The organism is Pseudomonas sp. GW821-FHT11G12 (genome assembly GCF_058808055.1).
On the sequence record NZ_JBXARH010000006.1, the window covers coordinates 196,264 to 218,935 of the forward strand.

The window sequence follows — 22,672 nt, forward strand, 5'->3', positions numbered from 1 at the left end:
CAAGACCAAAGAATGTTTTACCCGCATAAAAATAATCAGTGGGAGTACATCTACATGCAATCGTCCAAGCCGACTCACGTCCGCTATTTGATTCTGCTCATGCTGTTCCTGGTGACCACGATCAACTACGCCGACCGCGCCACCATCGCGATCGCCGGTTCCAGTTTGCAAAAAGACCTCGGCATCGACGCGGTCACCCTCGGCTACATCTTCTCTGCTTTCGGTTGGGCCTACGTGGCCGGGCAAATTCCCGGTGGCTGGCTGCTCGATCGCTTCGGCTCGAAAAAAGTCTATGCCCTGAGCATTTTCACCTGGTCGCTGTTCACCGTGCTGCAAGGCTTCGTCGGTGAGTTCGGCATGTCCACGGCCATCGTCGCGCTGTTCATGCTGCGCTTCCTGGTGGGGCTGGCCGAGGCGCCATCGTTCCCCGGCAACGCGCGTATCGTGGCGGCCTGGTTCCCGACTGCTGAACGCGGCACCGCTTCGGCAATTTTCAATTCGGCCCAATACTTCGCCACCGTACTGTTCGCTCCGCTGATGGGCTGGATCGTCTACACCTTTGGCTGGGAGCACGTGTTCATTGTCATGGGCCTGTTCGGCATCGTGTTCTCGCTGATCTGGCTGAAGGTTATCCACAGCCCGCGCCAGCACCCGATGGCCAATGAAGCGGAAGTGAAGTTCATCGCCGACAACGGCGGCATGGTCGACATGGACCAGAAGCAAGGCAAAAAGGCTGACGGCCCGAAATGGGACTACATCCGTCAGTTGCTGACCAACCGCATGATGCTTGGTGTTTACCTGGGCCAGTACTGCATCAACGGCATCACCTATTTCTTCCTGACCTGGTTCCCGGTGTACCTGGTGCAGGAACGCGGCATGACTATTCTGAAGGCCGGTTTCATCGCTTCGTTGCCGGCGATCTGCGGCTTTATCGGCGGCGTCCTCGGCGGGGTGATTTCCGATTACCTGCTGCGCAAGGGCCATTCGCTGACCTTCGCCCGCAAGGCGCCGATCATCGCCGGCCTGCTGGTCTCCAGCAGCATCGTCGCGTGCAACTATGTTGAAGTGGAATGGATGGTGGTCGGTTTCATGGCCCTGGCCTTCTTCGGCAAAGGCGTGGGCGCGCTGGGCTGGGCGGTGGTCTCCGACACCTCGCCGAAACAGATTGCCGGTCTGAGCGGTGGCCTGTTCAACACCTTCGGCAACATCGCGTCGATCACCACGCCGATCGTCATCGGCTACATCATCAGCTCCACCGGTTCGTTCAAATGGGCGCTGGTGTTCGTTGGCGCCAACGCACTGGTGGCGGTGTTCAGCTACCTGGTGATCGTCGGCCCGATCAAACGTGTGGTACTCAAAGAGCCGCCAGCCAATGGCGGTTCCGAAGCCACCGGTAAATTGTCTCAAGCGCATTCCTGAGGAGCGGCGTCATGCAGTTGATTGAACATTCCGACTCGCCGCGCTACATCCGCCTGCACGAGCGGGACAACGTAGTGGTCGTGGTCAACGACCAGGGCGTTCCGGCCGGCACCGCATTCGCCGATGGCCTGGTGACGGTGGATTTCGTGCCGCAGAGCCACAAGGTCACCCTCGAGGACATTCCCGAGGGCGGTCAGGTGATTCGCTACGGCCAGATCATCGGCTATGCGTTGCAGCCGATTCCCCGTGGCAGTTGGGTCAAGGAAGATCAACTGCGCATGCCGACCGCGCCACCGCTGGACAGCCTGCCGCTGTCCACCGAAGTGCCGGCCGCGCAGGCACCGCTGGAGGGTTACACCTTCGAGGGTTATCGCAATGCCGACGGCACCGTCGGCACGCGCAACATCCTCGGGATCACCACCACCGTGCAATGCGTCACCGGGGTGTTGGATCACGCGGTAAAACGGATCAAGGATGAGCTGTTGCCGAAGTACCCGCACGTCGATGACGTGGTGGCGCTGACCCACAGTTACGGTTGCGGCGTGGCCATCACGGCCACCGATGCTTACATCCCGATCCGTACCGTGCGCAATCTGGCGCGCAACCCGAACCTGGGGGGCGAGGCGCTGGTGATCAGCCTGGGCTGCGAGAAATTGCAGGCCGGGCAGGTGATGCACGAGGATGACGCGTCGGTCGACCTGAGCGAGCCGTGGCTGTATCGCTTGCAGGATTCCAGTCACGGCTTCACCGAAATGATCGAGCAGATCATGGAACTGGCCGAAGTTCGCCTGAAGAAACTCGACCAGCGCCGCCGGGAAACCGTGCCGGCGTCCGAGCTGATCCTCGGCATGCAGTGCGGTGGCAGCGATGCGTTTTCCGGGATCACCGCGAACCCTGCGCTGGGTTACGCCTCGGATTTGCTGCTGCGGGCGGGGGCGACGGTGATGTTTTCCGAAGTCACCGAAGTGCGTGACGCGATTTACCTGCTGACCTCACGGGCCCAGACCAAAACCGTTGCCGAGGAACTGGTGCGCGAGATGGACTGGTACGACCGTTACCTGGCCAAGGGCGAAGCGGATCGCAGCGCCAACACCACGCCGGGTAACAAGAAGGGCGGGTTGTCGAACATTGTCGAGAAGTCGCTGGGGTCGATCGTCAAATCCGGCAGCAGTGCGATCAACGGCGTGCTCGGCCCTGGGGAGCGCTTCAAGCAGAAAGGTTTGATCTTCTGCGCGACACCGGCAAGTGATTTTGTCTGCGGCACTTTGCAACTGGCGGCGGGGATGAACCTGCATGTGTTCACCACCGGGCGAGGTACGCCTTATGGTCTGGCCATGGCGCCGGTGGTGAAGGTTTCGACCCGTACCGAACTGGCGCAGCGCTGGCCGGATCTGATCGACATTGATGCCGGGCGCATTGCCACTGGGCGCGCGACCATCGAGGAGTTGGGTTGGGAGTTGTTCCACTACTATCTGGATGTGGCGAGCGGCAAGCAGCAGACGTGGGCGGAGAAGCACAAGCTGCATAACGACATTACGTTGTTCAATCCGGCGCCGATTACTTGATGGTTGATCGTTCCCACGCTCTGCGTGGGAACGATCGGGGTGAAAGTGGCTTATCATTAGCCCCCTAACGACGCTCACCTCCAAGGCTCCCCGGCATGCTGGCAATCTTCCTCGAAACCCTGAACATCACCGCGCCGGTGTTTGCCATGCTGTTTCTGGGGGTGTTGCTCAAGCGCATCGACTGGATCAACGACAACTTCATCCACACGGCGTCGTCGCTGGTGTTCAACGTCACCATGCCGGCGCTGCTGTTTCTCGGCATCCTGCATGCCGACCTGCACGCCGCGCTGCAACCGGCGCTGCTGATCTACTTCGCCCTTGCCACGCTGGCCAGTTTTGCCCTGGCCTGGGGCTGGGCGATTTTCCGCTGCCCGCGTGAGGATCGCGGCATCTACACCCAAGGTGCGTTTCGCGGCAACAACGGGGTGATCGGTCTGGCGCTGGCGGCGAGCATGTATGGCGACTACGGGATTTCCCTCGGGGCGATTCTCGCGGCGCTGGTGATCCTCTTCTACAACACGCTGTCGACCATTGTGCTGGCGGTCTACAGCCCGGTGATCAAGTCCGATCCGTGGAGCATCTGCAAAAGCGTCATCAGCAATCCGCTGATCATCAGCGTGATCGCGGCGGCGCCGTTTGCCTGGTTCAAGATCGGGTTGCCGGGATGGCTGGAAACGTCGGGCCAATATCTGGCGCAAACCACATTGCCGCTAGCGCTGATCTGCATCGGCGGCACGCTGTCGCTGGCGGCGTTGCGCAAGAGCGGCAGCCTGGCGCTGAGTTCCAGTCTGGTGAAGATGATCGGCCTGCCGGTGCTCGCGACGTTGGGTGCGTGGCTGTGGGGCTTTCGTGGGGCGGAACTGGGGATTCTGTTTCTGTACTTCGGCAGCCCGACGGCGGCCGCGAGTTTTGTCATGGCCCGTGCAGCCCAGGGCAATCATGAACTGGCGGCGGCGATCATCGTGTTGACCACGTTGATGGCGGCGATCACCACCAACGTCGGGATCTTCTTCTTGCAGTGGGGCGGGTGGATCTGAGGACTGGCGGTTACTCAGGCTTCTGGTAACTGTCGATCACTTCCTGCGCCGCACGAAACGCATCGATCGCCGCCGGCACGCCGGCATACACCGCGCAATGCAGCAGCGCTTCACGGATCTCATCGACCGTGCAGCCATTGTTCAACGCACCGCGCACGTGGCCCTTCAACTCTTGCGGGCACTTCAACGCGGTCAGCGCGGCGAGGGTGATCAGGCTGCGGGTTTTCAGCGGCAAACCTTCGCGATTCCACACGCCGCCCCAGGCGTGTTCGTTGACGAAATCCTGCAGCGGTTGGGTGAATTCAGTGGCGTTGCCCAGCGCGCGGTCGACAAATGCATCGCCCATTACCTGGCGGCGGATTTCGACCCCGGATTTCTTCGATTCGGTCATGGCACATCCCTCTTGTGGTGTTGGCGGCGCCAGGCGCGCACCGACGTGATAAACAGAAACGTCAGCAGCGTCGGCAGGACATAAAACAGCATCAACCGTTCGAGCTTGCCGGCCAGCGGCATGCCGGTGGTGAACGACACCACGTGCAGTCCGTACGCCAGGTACAAACCGAGCAGCAACAAGCCTTCGGCCCGAGTCACGCGGTAGCCGGAATAGAACACCGGCAGGCACAGCGCCGCGACGCCGAGCATCACCGGCAGGTCGAAATCCAGTGCATTCGGCGACACGGAGAGTGGCGTTGGTGCGATCAGTGCGGTGATGCCGAGGACCCCGAGCAGGTTGAACAGGTTGGCGCCGATCACGTTGCCCACGGCAATGTCCCGCTGACCGCGCAACGCGGCGATCAACGAAGTGGCGAGCTCCGGCAGCGAGGTGCCGACCGCGACCACGGTCAGGCCGATGACGCGCTCGGAGAACCCGAGATCGGTGGCCACCGCTACCGCGGCGCCCAGCAGCAAATGCCCGGCGAACACCAGCATGGCCAGACCGGCGACGATCATCAGCAGGCTGGTGAACCAGGGAGCCGGCTGAGTCTGAGGATGATCGGAATGCGGCCGGGCCGAGTGGCGCGACTGGCGCAGCAGCAAGCCGAGATACAGCCCCAACGCGCTCAACAGCAGAACACCGTCGAAACGGCCGATCTCCTCATTCCAGGCCAGTACGAACACCAGCAGGCTGGCGCCGATCATCAGCGGGATGTCCAGACGCACCAGTTGTCGCGAAACCCGCAGCGGAATGATCAGCGCCGACAGGCCGAGGGTCACGAGGATGTTGAAAATGCTGCTGCCGATCACGCTGCCGACGGCGATGTCGGGGTTGTGCGTCAGGGTTGCTTGCAGGCTGACCGCCATTTGCGGGGCACTGCTGCCGAGGGCGACGATGGTCAGGCCGATGATCAGCGGCCGCACATGCAGGCGCGCAGCCAGGCGCACGGCGGCGCGCACCATCAGTTCGGCACCGGCGATCAGCAGGAACAGCCCACAGAGCAGTTCGATCACGTTGATCAGCGGTAAATCGGTCAGTCCGAAAATGGCGGGCGCTCCATCAGTCGTCGAGGGCCTGCACGCGAACCCGTGCCGTGCCGCTGCCAATCATGCCGAGACGTTCGGCGGCTTCGCGTGAAACATCGATGATGCGCCCACGGGTGTGCGGCCCGCGGTCATTGATGCGCACCACGCAGGATTTGTCGTTTTTCAGGTTGGTGACCTTCACCCGCGTGCCGAAGGGCAACTGGCGATGGGCGGCGGTCAGGGAATTCTGGTTGAACGCTTCGCCGCTGGCGGTGCGTTTACCGTGGTGTTTGGCTCCGTAATAGGAGGCGACGCCGGTCTGGTCGTAACCGTGCGGGTCGATGACATCGGTGCTGGCGCAACCGGCCAGCAGAGAGAGCAGGGCGCAGCTGATGAATAGACGCTTCATTCAAAGGTTTCCCGAAAACAGATGTGGGAGCCAGCCTGCCGGCTCCCACAGGGAATGGAGCCAGGCGTTGGAACTGGCCCCATTTTCATCAGCCTTCGAGCTTGCTTTTCAGCAGTTCGTTCACTTGCTGCGGGTTGGCCTTGCCTTTGGAGGCTTTCATGGCCTGACCGACGAAGAAGCCGAACATTTTGCCGCGCTTGGCTTCGTCTGCCGCACGGTATTGCTCGACCTGCTCGGCGTTGGCCGCGAGCATTTCGTCCAGCACTGCCGAGATCGCGCCAGTGTCGGTAACCTGCTTCAGGCCGCGTTTTTCGATGATCTCGTCTGCGCTGCCTTCGCCGTTGGCCATCGCTTCGAACACCACTTTGGCGATCTTGCCGGAGATGGTGTTGTCCTTGATGCGCTGCAGCATGCCGCCCAGCTGCTCGGCCGAAACCGGCGAATCCTCGATGTCCAGGTTCTGCTTGTTGAGCAGGCTGCCCAACTCGACCATCACCCAGTTCGCCGCCAGTTTGGCGTCGCCGCCGATGCTTGCGACTTTCTCGAAGTAGTCCGCCTGCTCACGGCTGGTGGCCAGCACGTTGGCGTCGTAGGCCGACAGACCGAACGCACTCTGGAAGCGCTCGCGTTTTTGCGGTGGCAGTTCCGGCAGGGTGCCGCGCACGTCGTTGAGGAACGAGTCCTCGATGACCACCGGCAGCAGGTCCGGATCGGGGAAGTAACGGTAGTCGTTGGCTTCCTCCTTGCTGCGCATCGGACGGGTTTCGTCCTTGTTCGGATCATACAGACGGGTCTGCTGGATCACTTTGCCGCCGTCTTCGATCAGGTCGATCTGACGCTGGATCTCGGAGTTGATCGCCTTCTCGATGAAACGGAACGAGTTGACGTTCTTGATCTCGCAGCGCGTGCCGAATTCAACCTGGCCTTTCGGACGGATCGACACGTTGCAGTCGCAACGCAGCGAGCCTTCGGCCATGTTGCCGTCGCAGATGCCCAGGTAGCGCACCAGCGCGTGGATCGCCTTGACGTAGACCACGGCTTCCTTGGCACTGCGCATGTCAGGTTCGGAAACGATTTCCAGCAGCGGTGTGCCGGCACGGTTCAGGTCGATGCCGGTGGCACCGCTGAATTCTTCGTGCAGGCTCTTGCCGGCGTCTTCTTCCAGGTGCGCGCGAGTGATGCCGACGCGTTTGACCGTGCCGTCTTCCAGGGCGATGTCCAGGTGGCCCTTGCCGACGATCGGCAATTCCATCTGGCTGATCTGGTAGCCCTTCGGCAGGTCCGGGTAGAAGTAGTTCTTGCGGGCGAACACGTTGTGCTGACCGATCTCGGCGTCAATCGCCAGACCGAACATCACCGCCATGCGCACGGCTTCCTGGTTGAGCACCGGCAGCACGCCGGGCATGCCCAGGTCGATCAGGCTGGCCTGGGTGTTCGGCTCGGAACCGAACGTGGTGGAACTACCGGAAAAGATTTTCGACCGGGTGGTGAGCTGGGTGTGAATCTCCAGCCCGATCACGACTTCCCATTGCATGTGTGTCTCCTCAGAAGCCGGTTGGGGTGCGGGTGTGCCAGTCAGTGTTCAACTGATACTGGTGCGCAACGTTGAGCAAACGGCCTTCCTGGAAATACGGAGCGAGCAGTTGCACGCCGACCGGCAGGCCGTCGACGAAACCGGCCGGCATCGACAGGCCCGGCAGGCCCGCGAGGTTGGCGGTGATGGTGTAGACGTCTTCCAGGTAGGCAGCGACCGGGTCGCTGTTCTTGGCGCCGAGTTTCCAGGCCGGGTTTGGCGTGGTCGGGCCGAGGATGATGTCGACTTCATTAAAGGCCGTCATGAAGTCGTTCTTCACCAGGCGACGGATCTTCTGCGCTTTCAGGTAGTAGGCGTCGTAGTAACCGGCGGACAGCGCGTAGGCACCGACCATGATCCGGCGTTGCACTTCGGCACCAAAGCCTTCGCCACGGGAGCGTTTGTACAGGTCTTCCAGGTTCTTCGGGTCTGCGCAGCGGTGGCCGAAGCGCACGCCGTCGAAACGCGACAGGTTGGACGAGGCTTCCGCCGGTGCGATCACGTAGTACGCAGGAATCGCGTGCTGCATGTTCGGCAGGCTGATTTCCTTGATCACGGCACCGAGCTTCTGCAGCTCTTTGATGCTGTTCTGGATCAGATCGGCAATGCGCGGGTCGAGACCGGCACCGAAGTATTCCTTCGGCACGCCGATGCGCAGGCCTTGCAGCGAGCCATTCAGACCGGCGGCGTAGTCCGGCACCGGCTCATCGATGCTGGTGGAGTCGTTCGGATCGAAGCCAGCCATGCCTTGCAACAAAATCGCGCAGTCTTCGGCGGTGCGAGCCAACGGGCCGCCCTGATCGAGGCTGGAGGCGTAAGCGATCATGCCCCAGCGCGAAACACGACCGTAGGTCGGTTTCAGGCCGGTGAGGTTGGTGAACGCGGCCGGTTGGCGGATCGAGCCGCCGGTGTCGGTCGCGGTAGCCGCAGGCAACAGACGAGCGGCAACGGCCGCCGCCGAACCACCGGACGAACCGCCCGGTACGTGTTCCAGGTTCCACGGGTTTTTCACCGCGCCGTACCAGCTCGACTCGTTGGCCGAACCCATGGCGAATTCGTCCATGTTGGTCTTGCCCAGAGTCACGGTGCCGGCGGCGGCCAGTTTGGCAACCACGGTGGCGTCGTACGGAGCCTTGAAGTTGTCGAGCATCTTCGAGCCGCAGCTGGTGCGGATGCCTTGGGTGCAGAACAGGTCTTTGTGGGCGATCGGCGCACCAAGCAGCGCGCCGCTCTCACCGTTGGCCCGGCGCACGTCGGCGGCTTTCGCCTGCTCGAGGGCCAGCTCTTCGGTGAGGCTGATGAAACTGTTGAGCTGCGGGTCGAGCTGGGTAATGCGCGCCAGCAGGACTTTGGTCAGCTCTTCGGAAGAAAACTTTTTATCGGCGAGACCGCGGGCGATCTCGGCCAGAGTCATTTGATGCATTGCAGGCTCTTTCCCTTTAGTCGATGACTTTCGGAACCAGATACAGGCCGTTTTCGACCGCTGGTGCGATGGACTGATAGGCCTCGCGGTTATTCGTCTCGGTCACGACGTCGGCGCGCAGGCGCTGACTGGCTTCCAGCGGGTGGGCCAGCGGCTCGATACCATCGGTATTGACCGCCTGCATTTCGTCGACCAGCCCGAGAATGCTGTTGAGGGCCGAAGTGATTTGTGGAAGATCGGCATCATTAAGGCCAAGGCTGGCCAGATGAGCGATTTTTTCCACGTCGGAGCGTTCTAGCGCCATCGGGTTTCTCCAGTGGAAAACAGGACGGACGGCGTCCGTGTGTTAGATTGTCGGAACACTACCGCACTTCTACGGTCATAAGGCCGCGATTGTGGGGCTTGGTGCACAGAAAAGCGGCCAATTTAACATATTGGCGCCTTGCCCAAAATCCCTGTCGTTGTTAGAGTTTGCCGCACTTTTTTACCCACGCGTTGCCTAGGGTCCCTTTCCCATGTTCAAGAAACTGCGTGGCATGTTTTCCAGCGATCTTTCCATTGACCTGGGCACTGCCAACACCCTTATTTACGTGCGCGAGCGCGGTATCGTCCTGAATGAGCCATCGGTTGTGGCCATTCGGACACACGGTAACCAGAAAAGTGTCGTTGCTGTCGGCACCGAGGCCAAGCGCATGCTCGGCCGTACGCCGGGCAACATTGCTGCCATTCGTCCGATGAAGGACGGCGTCATTGCCGACTTCAGCGTCTGCGAAAAGATGCTGCAATACTTTATCAACAAGGTTCACGAAAACAGCTTCCTGCAGCCTAGCCCTCGTGTGCTGATCTGCGTTCCATGCAAGTCCACCCAGGTTGAGCGTCGTGCCATCCGTGAATCGGCCCTTGGTGCCGGTGCGCGTGAAGTGTTCCTGATCGAAGAGCCGATGGCTGCTGCGATCGGTGCCGGCCTGCCGGTTGAAGAAGCACGCGGCTCGATGGTCGTGGATATCGGTGGTGGTACTACCGAAATCGCGCTGATCTCCCTGAACGGTGTGGTCTACGCCGAATCCGTCCGCGTTGGCGGCGACCGCTTCGACGAAGCGATCATCACTTACGTGCGTCGCAACTACGGCAGCCTGATCGGCGAATCCACCGCCGAGCGCATCAAGCAGGAAATCGGTACGGCCTACCCGGGCGGCGAAGTTCGCGAAGTCGACGTTCGCGGTCGCAACCTGGCCGAAGGCGTTCCACGCGCATTCACCCTGAACTCCAATGAAGTGCTGGAAGCTCTGCAAGAGTCCCTGGCAACTATCGTTCAGGCCGTGAAAAGCGCCCTGGAGCAATCGCCGCCGGAACTGGCTTCCGACATCGCCGAGCGTGGCCTGGTGCTGACCGGTGGTGGCGCGCTGCTGCGTGACCTCGACAAGTTGCTGGCCCAGGAAACCGGTCTGCCGGTGATCGTTGCCGAAGACCCGCTGACCTGTGTTGCTCGCGGCGGTGGCCGTGCATTGGAAATGATGGACAAGCACACCATGGACCTGCTCTCCAGCGAATAAGTCGCGGATTGCATTACATGGGTGAGCGCGCAGGCAGCACTTTGCAGTGCTGCCTGTTGGCGTTTATCTTCTGTCAGTCTTCATCCAGGCCGGTTTGATGCCGTATGAATAAACAGAACATTTGCCTGGGAGGAGCGGCCTATTAAACCGCTTTTCGCCAAGGGCCCCTCACTGGGCGTGCGCTTGTTGGTGCTGGCCGTGCTGTCGGTCGCGCTGATGGTGGTCGATGCCCGTTTCAGCCTGCTCAAGCCTGCCCGCAGCCAGATGTCGCTGGTGCTGATGGACGCTTACTGGATCACCGACCTGCCCGGCAGGCTGTGGGAAGGTGTCGCCAGTCAGTTCGGCAGCCGCACTGAGCTGGTCGCCGAAAACGAAAAACTCAAGACCGAGAACCTGCTGTTGCAGGGCCGCATGCAAAAGCTTGCCGCCCTCACCGAGCAGAACGTCCGTCTGCGCGAGTTGCTCAATTCCTCCGCGCTGGTCAACGAGAAGGTCGAAGTGGCCGAGCTGATCGGCATGGACCCGAATCCCTTCACCCATCGCATCATCATCAATAAAGGTGAGCGCGACGGCGTGGTGCTCGGTCAGCCGGTGCTTGATGCACGCGGCCTGATGGGGCAGGTGGTCGAACTGATGCCGTACACCTCCCGTGTCTTGCTGCTGACCGACTCGACCCACAGCATTCCTGTGCAGGTGAACCGTAACGGTCTGCGGGCGATTGCCAGCGGCACCGGTAACCCTGAGCGTCTGGAACTGCGCCATGTGGCCGATACGGCCGATGTCAAAGAAGGCGATCTGCTGGTCAGCTCCGGCCTGGGCCAGCGCTTCCCGGCCGGCTACCCGGTGGCGACGGTCAAGGAAGTGATCCACGATTCCGGCCAGCCATTCGCCATTGTCCGCGCCGTACCGACGGCTGCGCTGAACCGCAGCCGCTACCTGTTGCTGGTGTTCAGCGACAACCGTACAGCTGAAGAGCGTGCCAACGATGCGGCGCAGGCTCAGGAAAACCTTGATGCGTTTGGTGGTGGCCCGATCATTCCAGCCACTGTGCCGAAAACGGTGAATACACCGGCTCAGGCTCAAGCACCTGCTGCGGCCAGCACACCTGCTGCACCCGCTGCTGCTACGCCAGCCAAACCCGCCGCGAGCAAACCGCCAGCGACGCCGGCCAAACCACCCGCAGCGACGCCGGCAGCCAGCAAGCCGCCAGCCGCTCAGCCTGCCAGCGCACGGCCGGCCGCCAAACCGCCTGTCACTGCGCCGGCTACCACTGGGGGACGAGAATAATGGTCGGTGTCAAAGCCTCCCGAAACGGCTGGATCGTCTGGCTGACGTTTCTGATCGGCATGCTGCTCAGCGTGTCGCCGCTGCCGCAATTCATGGAAATCCTGCGCCCGCTCTGGCTGGCCCTGCTCCTGGCATTCTGGGCCTTGGCCCTGCCGCAGAAGGTCGGCATGGTCACCGCATTTTGCCTCGGGCTTGCTGAAGACGTGCTGTACGGCACGCTGCTGGGACAGAACGCGTTGATCCTGACGCTGATCACGTTCCTGGTGCTGTCGTTGCAGCAACGCCTGCGGATGTTCCCGATGTGGCAGCAGTGCCTGGTCATCCTGGTGATCTTCGGTCTCGCGCAGCTTGTGCAATTGTGGCTCAGTGCCCTGACCGGCAATCGCCAGCCGACCCTGGCGCTGGTGCTGCCGGCACTGGTCAGCGCCTTGCTCTGGCCGTGGGTCAGCTTCGCTTTGCGTGGATTGCGCCGACGCTACAAAATCAACTGATTCGGTCAGGCATGGGCCCGTACCGGTGCCATGAGGCAGGGCACTCAACAGGGAGATGTTTGGATGAAGTCGCTTTACCTCGCCTCTGGATCGCCGCGTCGGCGTGAGCTGCTCACGCAGATCGGCGTTCCGTTCACCGCCATCAGTGCGGACATCGATGAAACCCCTTTAGCCAATGAATCCCCAACGGCCTATGTCGAGCGCCTGGCGCGCGGCAAGGCCGAGGCCGGGCGGTGCTCTGTCGTCTGCGACACGCCATTTTGCGTGCTGGGCGCCGACACTGCCGTGGTGCTGGACGGCAAAATTCTCGGCAAACCGGTGGACGAAGCCGATGCATGCGCCATGCTGATGATGTTATCCGGCAAGGAGCACGAAGTGCTGACCGCCATCGCCGTGCTCGATGGTGAGCGCTGCGAGTCGCAAGTGGTACGCAGTCTGGTACGGTTCCGGGAGATCAGTCGCGAAGAAGCCGCCGCCTACTGGGCCAGCGGCGAACCTCGGGACAAGGCCGGCGGTTACGGTATTCAGGGGCTGGGCGCAGTGTTTGTCGCCGGTCTCAACGGCAGTTATTCGGCTGTCGTGGGATTGCCGGTGTGCGAAAGCGCAGAACTGCTCGGCCATTTCGGCATACCCTGTTGGCAAAACCTGAGTGCGCAGTAAGCGTCGAACGGAACAAGATGCGGCCATTATCGTGAACATGCCTGAACGAGACCCTGCCATGAGTGAAGAGATTCTGATCAACATCACGCCGATGGAATCGCGCGTGGCGGTGGTCGAAAACGGTGTGCTGCAAGAAGTGCATGTCGAGCGCACGCAAAAACGCGGGATCGTCGGCAACATCTATAAAGGCAAGGTAGTACGGGTATTGCCGGGCATGCAGGCGGCATTCGTCGACATCGGCCTGGACCGTGCGGCGTTCATTCACGCCTCGGAAATCTCTCTGCGCGAAGGCCCGGCAGTGGAAAGCATCAGCGCCCTGGTGCATGAAGGTCAGAGCCTGGTGGTGCAAGTCACCAAGGATCCGATCGGTTCCAAGGGCGCGCGGTTGACCACGCAACTGTCGATCCCGTCGCGCTATCTGGTGTACATGCCGCGCACCGCCCACGTCGGCATCTCCCTGAAGATCGAAGATGAAGCCGAGCGCGAACGCCTGAAACAGGTGGTCAGCGATTGTGTGGCCAAAGAAGGTATCAAGGAGGCCGGTGGTTTTATTCTGCGCACCGCCGCCGAAGGTGCCGGGGCCGATGAGATCCTGATGGACATCCGTTACCTGCGACGCCTGTGGGATCAGATCAGCGAACAGATCAAGACCATCGGCGCGCCGAGCGTGATCTATGAAGACCTCGGTCTGGCATTGCGCACCTTGCGTGATCTGGTCAGCCCGAAAATCGAGAAGATCCGCATCGACTCCCGGGAAACCTTCCAGAAAACCACGCAGTTCGTCGCCGAACTGATGCCGGAAATTGCCGATCGTCTGGAACACTATCCGGGTGAACGGCCGATTTTCGACCTGTACGGCGTCGAAGACGAAATCCAGAAAGCCCTTGAACGCAAGGTGCCGCTGAAGTCCGGCGGTTATCTGGTGGTGGATCCGGCTGAAGCCATGACCACCATCGACGTCAACACCGGTGCGTTCGTCGGGCATCGCAACCTCGAAGAGACCATCTTCAAGACCAACCTCGAAGCGGCCACCGCGATTGCCCGGCAGATGCGCCTGCGCAATCTGGGCGGGATCATCATCATCGACTTCATCGACATGGAAGATGAAGAGCACCAGCGCCAGGTACTGCGTACCCTGGAAAAACAGCTGGAGCGCGATCACGCCAAGACCAACATCATCGGTATCACCGAGCTGGGTCTGGTGCAGATGACTCGCAAGCGTACCCGCGAAAGTCTGGAGCAAGTGCTGTGCGAGCCTTGCAGCAGTTGTCAGGGGCGGGGCAAGCTGAAGACGCCGGAAACCATTTGCTACGAGATTTTCCGCGAGATCCTGCGCGAGGCCCGGGCCTATCAGGCCGAGGGTTATCGTGTGCTGGCGAACCAGAAAGTCGTCGACCGGCTGCTCGATGAAGAGTCCGGTAACGTCGCCGAGCTTGAAGGGTTTATCGGGCGCACCATACGCTTCCAGGTGGAAACCATGTATTCCCAGGAACAATATGACGTGGTGCTGCTCTGATCCCCTGCGTCACCTATTTCCTGAAACGGCTGGCCTCAGCTTTTTGCAGTATTTTTGCCATGGGAGCCAACTGACATGGAACGTCTGACACGCATTCTGGCCGCACTGACCCGTTGGGGTCTGGGCCTGTGCGCGTTGGTTCTGGTGTTGATGGCGTTGTACGTCAGCCTCGGCCGGGAACTCACGCCACTGGTGGCCGAATACCGTACCGACATCGAAGACAAGGCCAGCGCAGCCTTGGGCATGCCGTTGCAGATCGGTGAGCTGGAAGGCAACTGGAGCGGATTTGCGCCGATCCTGCTGGCCCACGACGTGATGGTCGGCGACGGTGCCAATGCGCTGCGCCTGGATCGGGTGCGTGCCGTGCCGGATCTGTGGGCCAGTCTGCTGGCTCGCGAAGTGCGTATCGCGCACCTTGAACTCAATGGTCTGAAGATCAGCCTCAAGGAAGGTGAAGATGGCCAATGGGCGCTCGAAGGATTGCCGGTGCAGCAGGATCAGCCCATGGATCCCGAGCAACTGTTCAACCGTATGCAAATGGTCCAGCAACTGTCGGTGCTCGACAGCCAGGTGACCTTGCAACCGCGGGAGCAGGCGCCGCTGACGTTCACTTATGTCGGGCTCAATCTCAAGACCGGTCTCAATCGCCAGCGCCTCGACGCGCGACTGACCTTGCCCGACGGGCAACCCGTTGCACTGAGCCTGCGTACGCGGATTCGTGCCAGCCAGTTGCAGGACAGCGCGGTCGAGGGCTACGTCAGCCTGCCGCAAAGCGACTGGGCCAAATGGCTGCCCGAGCGCCTGACCCAGCAGTGGAATTTCTCCGAGATCAAGGCCGGCGGCGAGTTGTGGGTCAACTGGAGCGAGGGCGCGTTGCAAAGCGCCGCCATTCGCCTCAACGCTCCGCAACTGACTGGTGCCTACGCCGAGCGCAAGCCGATCCAGATCAACAATCTGGCGCTCAACGGTTACTTCCAGCGCAGTGCCGAGGGCGCGACTGTCACCCTCGATTCGCTGGCGATGAATTTTGGCGAGACCCGCTGGGAGTCCCGTGTTCAGGTCAAGCAGACCGCCGCCACCGACAAGGTCGATGAGCTCTGGCATCTGCAGGCCGATCGCCTCGATCTGACGCCGATCACTCCGTTGCTCAATGCATTGGGCCCGCTGCCGCAGGGCTTTGCCACCGTGGTCGAGCATCTGAAAGTGACCGGTGGCTTGCGCAATGTGCTGCTGGATTTCCGGCCCAACGCCACCGACGACAGCAAATTCAGTTTCGCCGCCAACCTCGATCAGATCGGTTTTGACGCCTATCACGGCGCGCCGGCCGCGCGGAATGTCAGCGGCAGCCTGACCGGCAACCTCGGCGGCGGTGAGTTGCGCATGGACAGCAAGGACTTTGTCCTGCACCTCGATCCGATTTTTGCCAAGCCATGGCAATACATCCAGGCCAATGCCCGATTGACCTGGAAGCTCGATAGCGAAGGTTTCACGCTGATCGCACCGTACCTGAAGGTGCTCGGCGAGGAAGGCAAGATCGCCGGCGACTTCCTGATCCGCCTGCATTTCGACCATACCCAGGAAGACTACATGGACCTGCGGGTCGGGCTGGTGGAAGGCGACGGTCGCTACACCGCCAAGTACTTGCCCGAGGTACTGAGCCCGTCTCTGGACGAATGGCTGCGTACCGCGATTCTCAAAGGCGCGGTGGATCAGGGGTTCTTCCAGTATCAGGGTTCCCTGAACAAAGGCGCCGCAGATGCGGATCGCAGCATCAGCCTGTTTTTCAAGGTGCACGATGCCGAACTCGCATTCCAGCCTGGCTGGCCGCACGTGAGCAAGGTCAGCGGTGATGTGTTCATCGAGGACAGCGGTGTGCGGATCGTCGCCAGCAAAGGCCAGTTGCTCGACACTCAGGTCAGCGACGTCTTCGTCAATATCCCCCACGTGCCGAGCGGCGAGCACAGCCATATGTACCTCGACGGCGGGTTTGCCGGCGGACTGGGCGACGGCTTGAAAATTCTCCAGGAGGCGCCGATCGGCACCGCCGACACCTTCGCCGGCTGGGAAGGCGAGGGCGACCTGCAAGGCAAACTCAAACTGGATGTGCCGTTGGCCAAGGGCGATCAGCCGAAGATCCTCGTGGACTTCAAGACTGCCAATGCGCGACTGAAACTGGCTGAGCCGAAACTGGAGTTGAGCCAGCTCAAGGGTGACTTCCGCTTCGACAGCGCCAAGGGTCTGAGCGGGCAGAACATCAGTGCCCGGGCCTTCGACAAACCAGTCACCGCGCAGATCTTCGCCGATGGCGGCCCCGGCAAGCTCAAGACCCGGGTAGCGGCGTCGGGGCAGGTCGAAGTCAAGAAACTCACCGACTGGCTCGGCGTGACTCAGCCGTTGCCGGTGTCCGGGACGATTCCCTATCAATTGCAAGTGAACCTGGACGGTGCCGACAGCCAATTGATGGTCAGCTCCAACCTGAAGGGTGTGGCGGTGAATCTGCCCGCGCCGTTCGGCATGACCGCCGATGTCGGGCGTGACACGGTGTTCCGCATGACGCTGCAAGGTCAGGAGCGGCGTTACTGGGTCAATTACGATCAACTGGCCAACTTCACCTTCGCCGCGCCACCGAGCAATTTCGCCGATGGCCGTGGCGAGTTGTTCCTCGGTACCGGTGAGGCCGTGTTGCCGGGAAACAAAGGCCTGCGGATACGCGGTGTGTTGTCCGAACTGGACGTCAAACCCTGGCAGGATCTGGTGGACAAGTACGCCGGTCAGGATCCGGGCGGCAGCGCCAAGCAACTGCTCAGCAGCGCAGATTTCAAGATCGGCAAACTCACCGCCTTCGGCACCACGCTGGATCAGGCGGCGGTGCAACTGGATCGCAAGCCCGGCGCCTGGGCGCTGGCCCTCGACAGTCAACAGGCCAAAGGCACGGTCGGCATTCCCGACGCCAAAAGCGCGCCGATTGTGGTGAACCTTCAATACGTGCGTTTGCCGGCACCGGACCCGACGGTGCAGGCCGACGATAACGCACCTGACCCTCTGGCCTCGGTCGATCCAACCAAGATCCCGGCGCTGGACATCACCATCAATCAGCTGTTCCAGGGACAGGACCTGGTCGGTGGCTGGTCGCTGAAAGTCCGTCCGACCGCCAAGGGTATCGCCCTGAACAACCTCGATCTGGGTCTCAAGGGCATTCTGTTGCAGGGCAGCGGTGGCTGGGAGGGGACGCCCGGTGCCACCAGCAGTTGGTACAAGGGCCGGATTGGCGGCAAGAATCTCGCCGACGTGCTCAAGGGCTGGGGCTTTGCGCCGAGCGTGACCAGCGAAGAGTTCCACATGGATGTCGACGGCCGCTGGCCGGGTTCACCGGCGTGGCTGGCGACCAAGCGCTTCTCCGGCACGCTCGATGCGTCGCTGAACAAGGGGCAGTTCGTCGAAGTCGAGGGCGGTGCTCAGGCGCTGCGAGTGTTCGGTCTGCTCAACTTCAATTCCATCGGCCGGCGTCTGCGCCTCGATTTCTCTGACCTGTTCGGCAAAGGTTTGAGCTATGACCGGGTCAAGGGATTGCTGGTAGCGAACAACGGCGTCTACGTGACGCAGGAGCCGATCAAACTGACCGGGCCATCGAGCAATCTTGAACTCAACGGCACGCTGGATCTGGTCGGCGATCAGGTCGATGCCCGGTTGCTGGTGACCTTGCCGGTGACCAACAACCTGCCGATTGCCGCGTTGATCGTCGGTGCACCGGCGGTCGGCGGGGCGCTGTTCCTGATCGACAAACTGATCGGTGATCGCGTCGCGCGGTTCGCCAGCGTCAAATACACCGTCAAAGGCCCGTGGAAAGAGCCGAAAATCACCTTCGACAAGCCTTTTTGATCAGCCAGGCCGCAAACCGATGGAGTAGCATGGCTGCCTACCTCTTGCGGAGTTCGCCATGTCTTTAGCGGTGATTCAAATGGTCAGCCAGAGCGACGTGCTGGCCAATCTGCGCGATGCCCGACGCTTGCTCGAACAAGCGGCCAACGCTGGCGCGAAGCTGGCGGTGCTGCCGGAAAACTTCGCCGCCATGGGGCGTCGCGACATCGCCGATATCGGCCGTGCCGAAGCACTTGGCGAAGGACCGATCCTGCCGTGGTTGAAACAGACCGCGCGCGACCTCAAGTTATGGATAGTGGCCGGCACCTTGCCGTTGCCGCCGGCGGGGCAACCCGAGGCGAAGTCCCATGCCTGCTCGTTGTTGGTGGACGATCAGGGCGAAATCGTTGCGCGCTATGACAAGTTGCATCTGTTTGATGTGGATGTTGCGGACAATCGCGGCCGTTACCGTGAATCCGATGACTATGCTTATGGCAGTGGCGTGGTGGTTGCGGACACGCCGGTCGGTCGAATCGGTCTGACGGTGTGTTACGACCTGCGCTTCCCGGAGCTGTACAGCGAATTGCGGGCTGCCGGGGCTGAACTGATTACCGCGCCGTCGGCCTTCACCGCGGTGACCGGTGCGGCGCACTGGGACGTGTTGATCCGTGCGCGGGCGATTGAAACCCAGTGCTACGTGCTGGCGGCGGCCCAGGGCGGGGTGCATCCGGGGCCGCGGGAAACCTTTGGCCGTGCGGCGATTATCGATCCGTGGGGCCGCGTGCTGGCGCAACAGGAACAAGGCGAAGCCGTGTTGCTGGCCGAGCGCGACAGTGACGAACAGGCGTCCATCCGGGCGCGAATGCCGGTGACGGGTCATCGGCGGTTTTTTTCGCAGGGCGCACAGCGACCTGCTTCAGAACACGAATTTAAGGCGTAAAACCTATGAGCGAGTTGTTGTCCTCAGTCAGTGATCACCTGTTGGCGCCTGGCGGCGTGACGATCGAGAGCCTGCAAGGCGTGCTCGGTGATCTGGCGGGTCCAGGCATCGATGCGGCCGACCTGTATTTCCAGGGGCAGATTTCCGAGTCCTGGTCGCTGGAAGACGGCATCGTCAAGGAAGGCAGTTTCAACCTCGATCAGGGTGTTGGTGTGCGTGCGCAGTCCGGCGAAAAAACCGGTTTTGCCTACAGCAACGCGATCACCCTCGAAGCCCTTGGCGCGGCGGCCCGTGCGGCCCGTTCGATTTCCCGTGCCGGGCAGAACGGCACCGTGCAGGCGTTCAGCACGCAGGACGTCGCCCAGTTGTATGCGCCGGACAACCCGCTGGAAGTGCTGAGCCGCGCCGAAAAAGTCGAACTGCTCAAGCGCATCGATGTTGCCACTCGCGCCCTCGATCCGCGTATCCAGCAGGTCAGCGTGAGCATGGCCGGGGTCTGGGAGCGGATTCTGGTGGCCTCCACCGACGGTGGCCTGGCTGCCGACGTGCGTCCTTTGGTGCGATTCAACGTCAGTGTGATCGTCGAGCAGAACGGTCGTCGCGAACGAGGCGGCCATGGCGGCGGCGGGCGTACCGACTACCGTTATTTCCTCGCCGAAGACCGAGCCATGGGTTATGCCCGTGAAGCGTTGCGTCAGGCGCTGGTGAATCTGGAAGCGATTCCGGCACCGGCCGGCACCTTGCCGGTTGTTCTGGGTTCGGGTTGGTCCGGCGTGCTGCTTCACGAAGCGGTCGGCCACGGTCTGGAAGGCGATTTCAACCGCAAGGGCAGCTCTGCCTACAGCGGGCGCATGGGCGAGATGGTTGCTTCCAAGCTCTGCACCATCGTCGATGACGGCACGTTGGCCGGTCGTCGCGGTTCCCTGAGCGTCGACGATGAAGGCACGCCGACCGAGTGCACCACGCTGATCGAAAACGGCGTGCTCAAGGGCTATATGCAGGACAAGCTCAATGCGCGCCTGATGGGCGTGGCCCGCACCGGCAACGGTCGCCGCGAATCCTACGCGCACCTGCCGATGCCGCGGATGACCAACACTTACATGCTAGGTGGCCAGAGCGATCCGGCGGAAATCATTGCGTCGGTGAAGAAGGGTATCTACTGCGCCAACCTTGGTGGCGGTCAAGTCGACATCACCAGCGGCAAGTTCGTGTTCTCCACCAGCGAGGCTTATCTGATCGAGGACGGCAAGATCACCGCGCCGGTCAAAGGCGCGACGTTGATCGGCAACGGTCCGGAAGCGATGAGCCGGGTGTCGATGGTCGGTAACGATCTGGCGCTGGACAGCGGTGTGGGGACTTGCGGCAAGGATGGGCAATCGGTGCCGGTGGGCGTAGGTCAGCCGACGCTGAAAATCGATGCGATCACCGTGGGTGGCACGGGCGCATAAGAAGGGATGGAGCTTCGGGTGGCGCGCAGTGCGGCCACCCGGTGGCGAATATCAACGCAGACCGCGTTGAGTCTCGTCCAGCTCACGGATGTACTTGAAGATCTTGCGGCTCGAGGCAGGAGGTTTGTTTTGCGCAACCTCGTGCTGGGCCTGACGGATCAGGGAACGCAGTTGCTGGCGGTCGGCGTCCGGGTACTCGACGACGAATTTCTCCAGCACGGCATCGTCACCGCCGATCAGGCGGTCACGCCAGCGTTCGAGGTTGTGGAAACGCTCGTTGTACTGACGGGTAGAGGCATCGAGTTGATCGAGCAAGGTGAGAATGGCGTCAGTGTCCTGATCGCGCATCAGTTTGCCGATGAACTGCAAGTGCCGTTTACGCGCGATGTTCGCGGTGTGCTTGGGCGCATCGGCCAGGGCCCGGCGCAAGGCGTCGGTCAATGGCAGTTTCGCCTGCAAGTCGGGCTTGAGCGTTGTAAGGCGCTCGCCAAGGTCAACCAGAGCATGCAGCTCGCGTTTGACCTGGGATTTGCTTTTTTCTCCCGTATCGAGGGAGTCGTCGTAAGAATCAACCATGGTGGCAGTCCGCAAAGAAACGCCGCCATGATAACCAGTCGGGGGCCGCTTGTCCGGCCCGGTCGCTCGAAGGCCCCAGCCGAAAGCAGAATTTGAGTGGAGATGAGCATGAGTGCAGTTGAAAGCGTCGGCCCACAGGCATTGCCGGCACTGCAGGAACAGGTCGAGCAGATCATCGCCGAAGCCAAGCGTCAGGGTGCCAGTGCCTGCGAAGTAGCGGTGTCGCTGGAGCAGGGCCTGTCGACGTCGGTGCGTCAACGTGAAGTCGAAACGGTCGAGTTCAACCGCGATCAGGGCTTCGGCATCACGCTGTATGTCGGCCAGCGCAAGGGTTCTGCCAGCACTTCCGCCACCGGGCCCGATGCGATTCGCGAGACCGTCGCTGCGGCGCTGGCGATTGCCAAGCACACCTCCGAAGACGAAGCTTCGGGGCTGGCCGATGCCGCGCTGATGGCCAGGGATATTCAGGATTTCGACCTGTTCCACCAATGGGACATCACCCCGGAACAAGCCATCGAGAAGGCGCTGCTCTGTGAAGCCGCTGCGTTCGACACCGATGCGCGGATCAAGAATGCCGATGGCACCACCCTCAGCACTCATCAGGGTTGCCGCGTGTATGGCAACAGCCACGGTTTCATCGGTGGTTACGCCTCGACTCGACACAGCCTGAGCTGCGTGATGATCGCCGAGGCCGATGGCCAGATGCAGCGTGATTACTGGTACGACGTGAACCGCCAGGGCAGTTTGCTGGCCGACCCGGTGAGCATCGGTCAGCGCGCTGCACAGCGAGCGGCGAGCCGACTGGGCGCGCGCCCGGTACCGACTTGCGAAGTGCCGGTGCTGTTTTCCGCCGAGCTGGCGGGCGGGTTGTTTGGCAGTTTCCTGTCGGCGATTTCCGGCGGCAGCCTGTACCGCAAATCGTCGTTCCTCGAAGGCACGCTGGGGCAGAAGCTGTTCCCTGAATGGCTGACCATCGACGAGCGTCCGCACCTGATGCGCGCCATGGGCAGTGCATCGTACGACGGTGACGGTCTGGCGACCTATGCCAAACCGTTCGTCGAAAAGGGCGAGTTGGTGTCGTACATCCTCGGCACTTATTCCGGTCGTAAACTCGGCATGCCGAGCACCGCCAACGCGGGCGGGGTGCACAACCTGTTCGTCACCCATGGCGATGAAGACCAGGCAGCACTGTTGCGACGTATGGGCCGTGGGTTGCTGGTCACCGAGCTGATGGGCCATGGCCTGAACATGGTCACCGGCGATTACTCGCGTGGTGCGGCGGGTTTCTGGGTCGAGAACGGTGAAATCCAGTTCGCGGTGCAGGAAGTGACCATTGCCGGCAACATGCGCGACATGTTCAAGCAGATCGTCGCGGTCGGTAACGATCTGGAGCTGCGCAGCAACATCCGCACCGGTTCGGTATTGATCGAGAAGATGACCGTCGCGGGCAGTTAAG

The 22,672-nt window shown here is 61.6% G+C and carries 19 protein-coding genes; 12 read left to right on the top strand and 7 right to left on the bottom strand.

The genetic code is table 11. From position 1 onward, the window contains the following. Positions 1 to 54 precede the first annotated feature (54 nt). The 3 genes from AC1RR7_RS19350 to AC1RR7_RS19360 all read left to right on the top strand — a co-directional run bounded on the left by AC1RR7_RS19350 (position 55) and on the right by AC1RR7_RS19360 (position 4,021). Positions 55 to 1,419: an MFS transporter gene (locus AC1RR7_RS19350; RefSeq protein ID WP_102619615.1), complete on the top strand. Its 1,365-nt coding sequence runs from the start codon at positions 55 to 57 to the stop codon at positions 1,417 to 1,419. A gap of 11 nt (positions 1,420 to 1,430) precedes the next feature. Continuing rightward, positions 1,431 to 2,984: a galactarate dehydratase gene (garD, locus tag AC1RR7_RS19355; RefSeq protein WP_192559779.1), complete on the top strand. Its 1,554-nt coding sequence runs from the start codon at positions 1,431 to 1,433 to the stop codon at positions 2,982 to 2,984. 95 nt (positions 2,985 to 3,079) lie between these two features. Next, positions 3,080 to 4,021, top strand: a complete 942-nt coding sequence (locus AC1RR7_RS19360) for an AEC family transporter (protein WP_096818922.1) — start codon at positions 3,080 to 3,082, stop codon at positions 4,019 to 4,021. A gap of 10 nt (positions 4,022 to 4,031) precedes the next feature. Here the strand turns inward: AC1RR7_RS19360 and AC1RR7_RS19365 are convergent, their stop codons facing one another. The 6 genes from AC1RR7_RS19365 to gatC form a co-directional block, all read right to left on the bottom strand. Further along, a complete protein-coding gene (locus tag AC1RR7_RS19365; RefSeq protein ID WP_085685699.1) occupies positions 4,032 to 4,412 on the bottom strand; it encodes a carboxymuconolactone decarboxylase family protein in 381 nt (126 codons plus the stop codon). Then, positions 4,409 to 5,470, bottom strand: coding sequence for a calcium/sodium antiporter (locus AC1RR7_RS19370; RefSeq protein ID WP_096818926.1), 1,062 nt, complete (start codon positions 5,468 to 5,470; stop codon positions 4,409 to 4,411). The genes AC1RR7_RS19365 and AC1RR7_RS19370 overlap by 4 nt, the downstream gene beginning before the upstream one ends. A gap of 46 nt (positions 5,471 to 5,516) precedes the next feature. Beyond that, positions 5,517 to 5,891, bottom strand: coding sequence for a septal ring lytic transglycosylase RlpA family protein (locus tag AC1RR7_RS19375; protein WP_085711801.1), 375 nt, complete (start codon positions 5,889 to 5,891; stop codon positions 5,517 to 5,519). Positions 5,892 to 5,979: 88 nt separating this feature from the next. Beyond that, positions 5,980 to 7,425 carry an Asp-tRNA(Asn)/Glu-tRNA(Gln) amidotransferase subunit GatB gene (gene gatB, locus AC1RR7_RS19380; protein WP_493158205.1) on the bottom strand — a complete coding sequence of 482 codons (1,446 nt, stop codon included), beginning with the start codon at positions 7,423 to 7,425 and terminating at the stop codon, positions 5,980 to 5,982. Between the two features lie 10 nt (positions 7,426 to 7,435). Continuing rightward, entirely contained in the window at positions 7,436 to 8,887 is a 1,452-nt protein-coding gene (gene gatA, locus AC1RR7_RS19385) for an Asp-tRNA(Asn)/Glu-tRNA(Gln) amidotransferase subunit GatA (RefSeq protein ID WP_273537988.1), read from the bottom strand. Positions 8,888 to 8,903: 16 nt separating this feature from the next. After that, on the bottom strand, positions 8,904 to 9,191 hold the full coding sequence (gene gatC / locus AC1RR7_RS19390; protein WP_096818932.1) for an Asp-tRNA(Asn)/Glu-tRNA(Gln) amidotransferase subunit GatC: 288 nt from the start codon (positions 9,189 to 9,191) through the stop codon (positions 8,904 to 8,906). A gap of 211 nt (positions 9,192 to 9,402) precedes the next feature. Here gatC and mreB point away from each other — a divergent pair, with 211 nt between their 5' ends. The 8 genes from mreB (at position 9,403) to tldD (ending at position 20,640) form a co-directional block, all read left to right on the top strand. Further along, complete coding sequence (gene mreB, locus AC1RR7_RS19395) at positions 9,403 to 10,440, top strand: rod shape-determining protein MreB (protein ID WP_002555108.1); 1,038 nt, start codon at positions 9,403 to 9,405, stop codon at positions 10,438 to 10,440. Positions 10,441 to 10,581: 141 nt separating this feature from the next. After that, positions 10,582 to 11,727, top strand: a complete 1,146-nt coding sequence (mreC, locus tag AC1RR7_RS19400; protein ID WP_096818934.1) for a rod shape-determining protein MreC — start codon at positions 10,582 to 10,584, stop codon at positions 11,725 to 11,727. Beyond that, on the top strand, positions 11,727 to 12,218 hold the full coding sequence (gene mreD, locus AC1RR7_RS19405; RefSeq protein WP_085711798.1) for a rod shape-determining protein MreD: 492 nt from the start codon (positions 11,727 to 11,729) through the stop codon (positions 12,216 to 12,218). Before mreC ends, mreD begins: the two co-directional genes overlap by 1 nt. A 63-nt stretch (positions 12,219 to 12,281) precedes the next feature. Continuing rightward, a complete protein-coding gene (locus AC1RR7_RS19410) occupies positions 12,282 to 12,878 on the top strand; it encodes a Maf family protein (RefSeq protein ID WP_493158207.1) in 597 nt (198 codons plus the stop codon). 58 nt (positions 12,879 to 12,936) lie between these two features. Continuing rightward, entirely contained in the window at positions 12,937 to 14,394 is a 1,458-nt protein-coding gene (rng, locus tag AC1RR7_RS19415; protein ID WP_096818937.1) for a ribonuclease G, read from the top strand. Positions 14,395 to 14,469: 75 nt separating this feature from the next. Beyond that, on the top strand, positions 14,470 to 18,273 hold the full coding sequence (locus AC1RR7_RS19420; protein WP_493158209.1) for a YhdP family protein: 3,804 nt from the start codon (positions 14,470 to 14,472) through the stop codon (positions 18,271 to 18,273). A 58-nt stretch (positions 18,274 to 18,331) separates the two neighbouring features. Then, the gene (locus AC1RR7_RS19425; RefSeq protein WP_493158211.1) at positions 18,332 to 19,192 is read left to right on the top strand and encodes a carbon-nitrogen hydrolase family protein; all 861 of its coding nucleotides are present in this window, start codon (positions 18,332 to 18,334) and stop codon (positions 19,190 to 19,192) included. Positions 19,193 to 19,197: 5 nt separating this feature from the next. Then, positions 19,198 to 20,640, top strand: a complete 1,443-nt coding sequence (tldD, locus tag AC1RR7_RS19430; protein WP_085711794.1) for a metalloprotease TldD — start codon at positions 19,198 to 19,200, stop codon at positions 20,638 to 20,640. A gap of 51 nt (positions 20,641 to 20,691) precedes the next feature. On the opposite strand, the gene yjgA is transcribed toward tldD, so the two are convergent. Then, positions 20,692 to 21,216, bottom strand: coding sequence for a ribosome biogenesis factor YjgA (gene yjgA, locus AC1RR7_RS19435; protein ID WP_096818946.1), 525 nt, complete (start codon positions 21,214 to 21,216; stop codon positions 20,692 to 20,694). Positions 21,217 to 21,324: 108 nt separating this feature from the next. Between yjgA and pmbA the strand changes: the two genes are divergently transcribed. Continuing rightward, complete coding sequence (pmbA, locus tag AC1RR7_RS19440) at positions 21,325 to 22,671, top strand: metalloprotease PmbA (RefSeq protein ID WP_096818948.1); 1,347 nt, start codon at positions 21,325 to 21,327, stop codon at positions 22,669 to 22,671. Position 22,672: the final 1 nt, after the last annotated feature.

Bases quoted from the DNA above. Each gene is read 5' to 3' on its own strand.
- AC1RR7_RS19375 (WP_085711801.1), bottom strand. From the start codon at position 5,891: ATGAAGCGTCTATTCATCAGCTGCGCCCTGCTCTCTCTGCTGGCCGGT.
- gatA (WP_273537988.1), bottom strand. From the start codon at position 8,887: ATGCATCAAATGACTCTGGCCGAGATCGCCCGCGGTCTCGCCGATAAA.
- pmbA (WP_096818948.1), top strand. From the start codon at position 21,325: ATGAGTGCAGTTGAAAGCGTCGGCCCACAGGCATTGCCGGCACTGCAG.
- AC1RR7_RS19350 (WP_102619615.1), top strand. From the start codon at position 55: ATGCAATCGTCCAAGCCGACTCACGTCCGCTATTTGATTCTGCTCATG.
- AC1RR7_RS19360 (WP_096818922.1), top strand. From the start codon at position 3,080: ATGCTGGCAATCTTCCTCGAAACCCTGAACATCACCGCGCCGGTGTTT.
- gatC (WP_096818932.1), bottom strand. From the start codon at position 9,191: ATGGCGCTAGAACGCTCCGACGTGGAAAAAATCGCTCATCTGGCCAGC.
- tldD (WP_085711794.1), top strand. From the start codon at position 19,198: ATGAGCGAGTTGTTGTCCTCAGTCAGTGATCACCTGTTGGCGCCTGGC.
- yjgA (WP_096818946.1), bottom strand. From the start codon at position 21,216: ATGGTTGATTCTTACGACGACTCCCTCGATACGGGAGAAAAAAGCAAA.
- gatB (WP_493158205.1), bottom strand. From the start codon at position 7,425: ATGCAATGGGAAGTCGTGATCGGGCTGGAGATTCACACCCAGCTCACC.
- AC1RR7_RS19420 (WP_493158209.1), top strand. From the start codon at position 14,470: ATGGAACGTCTGACACGCATTCTGGCCGCACTGACCCGTTGGGGTCTG.
- mreD (WP_085711798.1), top strand. From the start codon at position 11,727: ATGGTCGGTGTCAAAGCCTCCCGAAACGGCTGGATCGTCTGGCTGACG.
- garD (WP_192559779.1), top strand. From the start codon at position 1,431: ATGCAGTTGATTGAACATTCCGACTCGCCGCGCTACATCCGCCTGCAC.
- mreB (WP_002555108.1), top strand. From the start codon at position 9,403: ATGTTCAAGAAACTGCGTGGCATGTTTTCCAGCGATCTTTCCATTGAC.
- AC1RR7_RS19425 (WP_493158211.1), top strand. From the start codon at position 18,332: ATGTCTTTAGCGGTGATTCAAATGGTCAGCCAGAGCGACGTGCTGGCC.
- rng (WP_096818937.1), top strand. From the start codon at position 12,937: ATGAGTGAAGAGATTCTGATCAACATCACGCCGATGGAATCGCGCGTG.
- AC1RR7_RS19410 (WP_493158207.1), top strand. From the start codon at position 12,282: ATGAAGTCGCTTTACCTCGCCTCTGGATCGCCGCGTCGGCGTGAGCTG.
- AC1RR7_RS19365 (WP_085685699.1), bottom strand. From the start codon at position 4,412: ATGACCGAATCGAAGAAATCCGGGGTCGAAATCCGCCGCCAGGTAATG.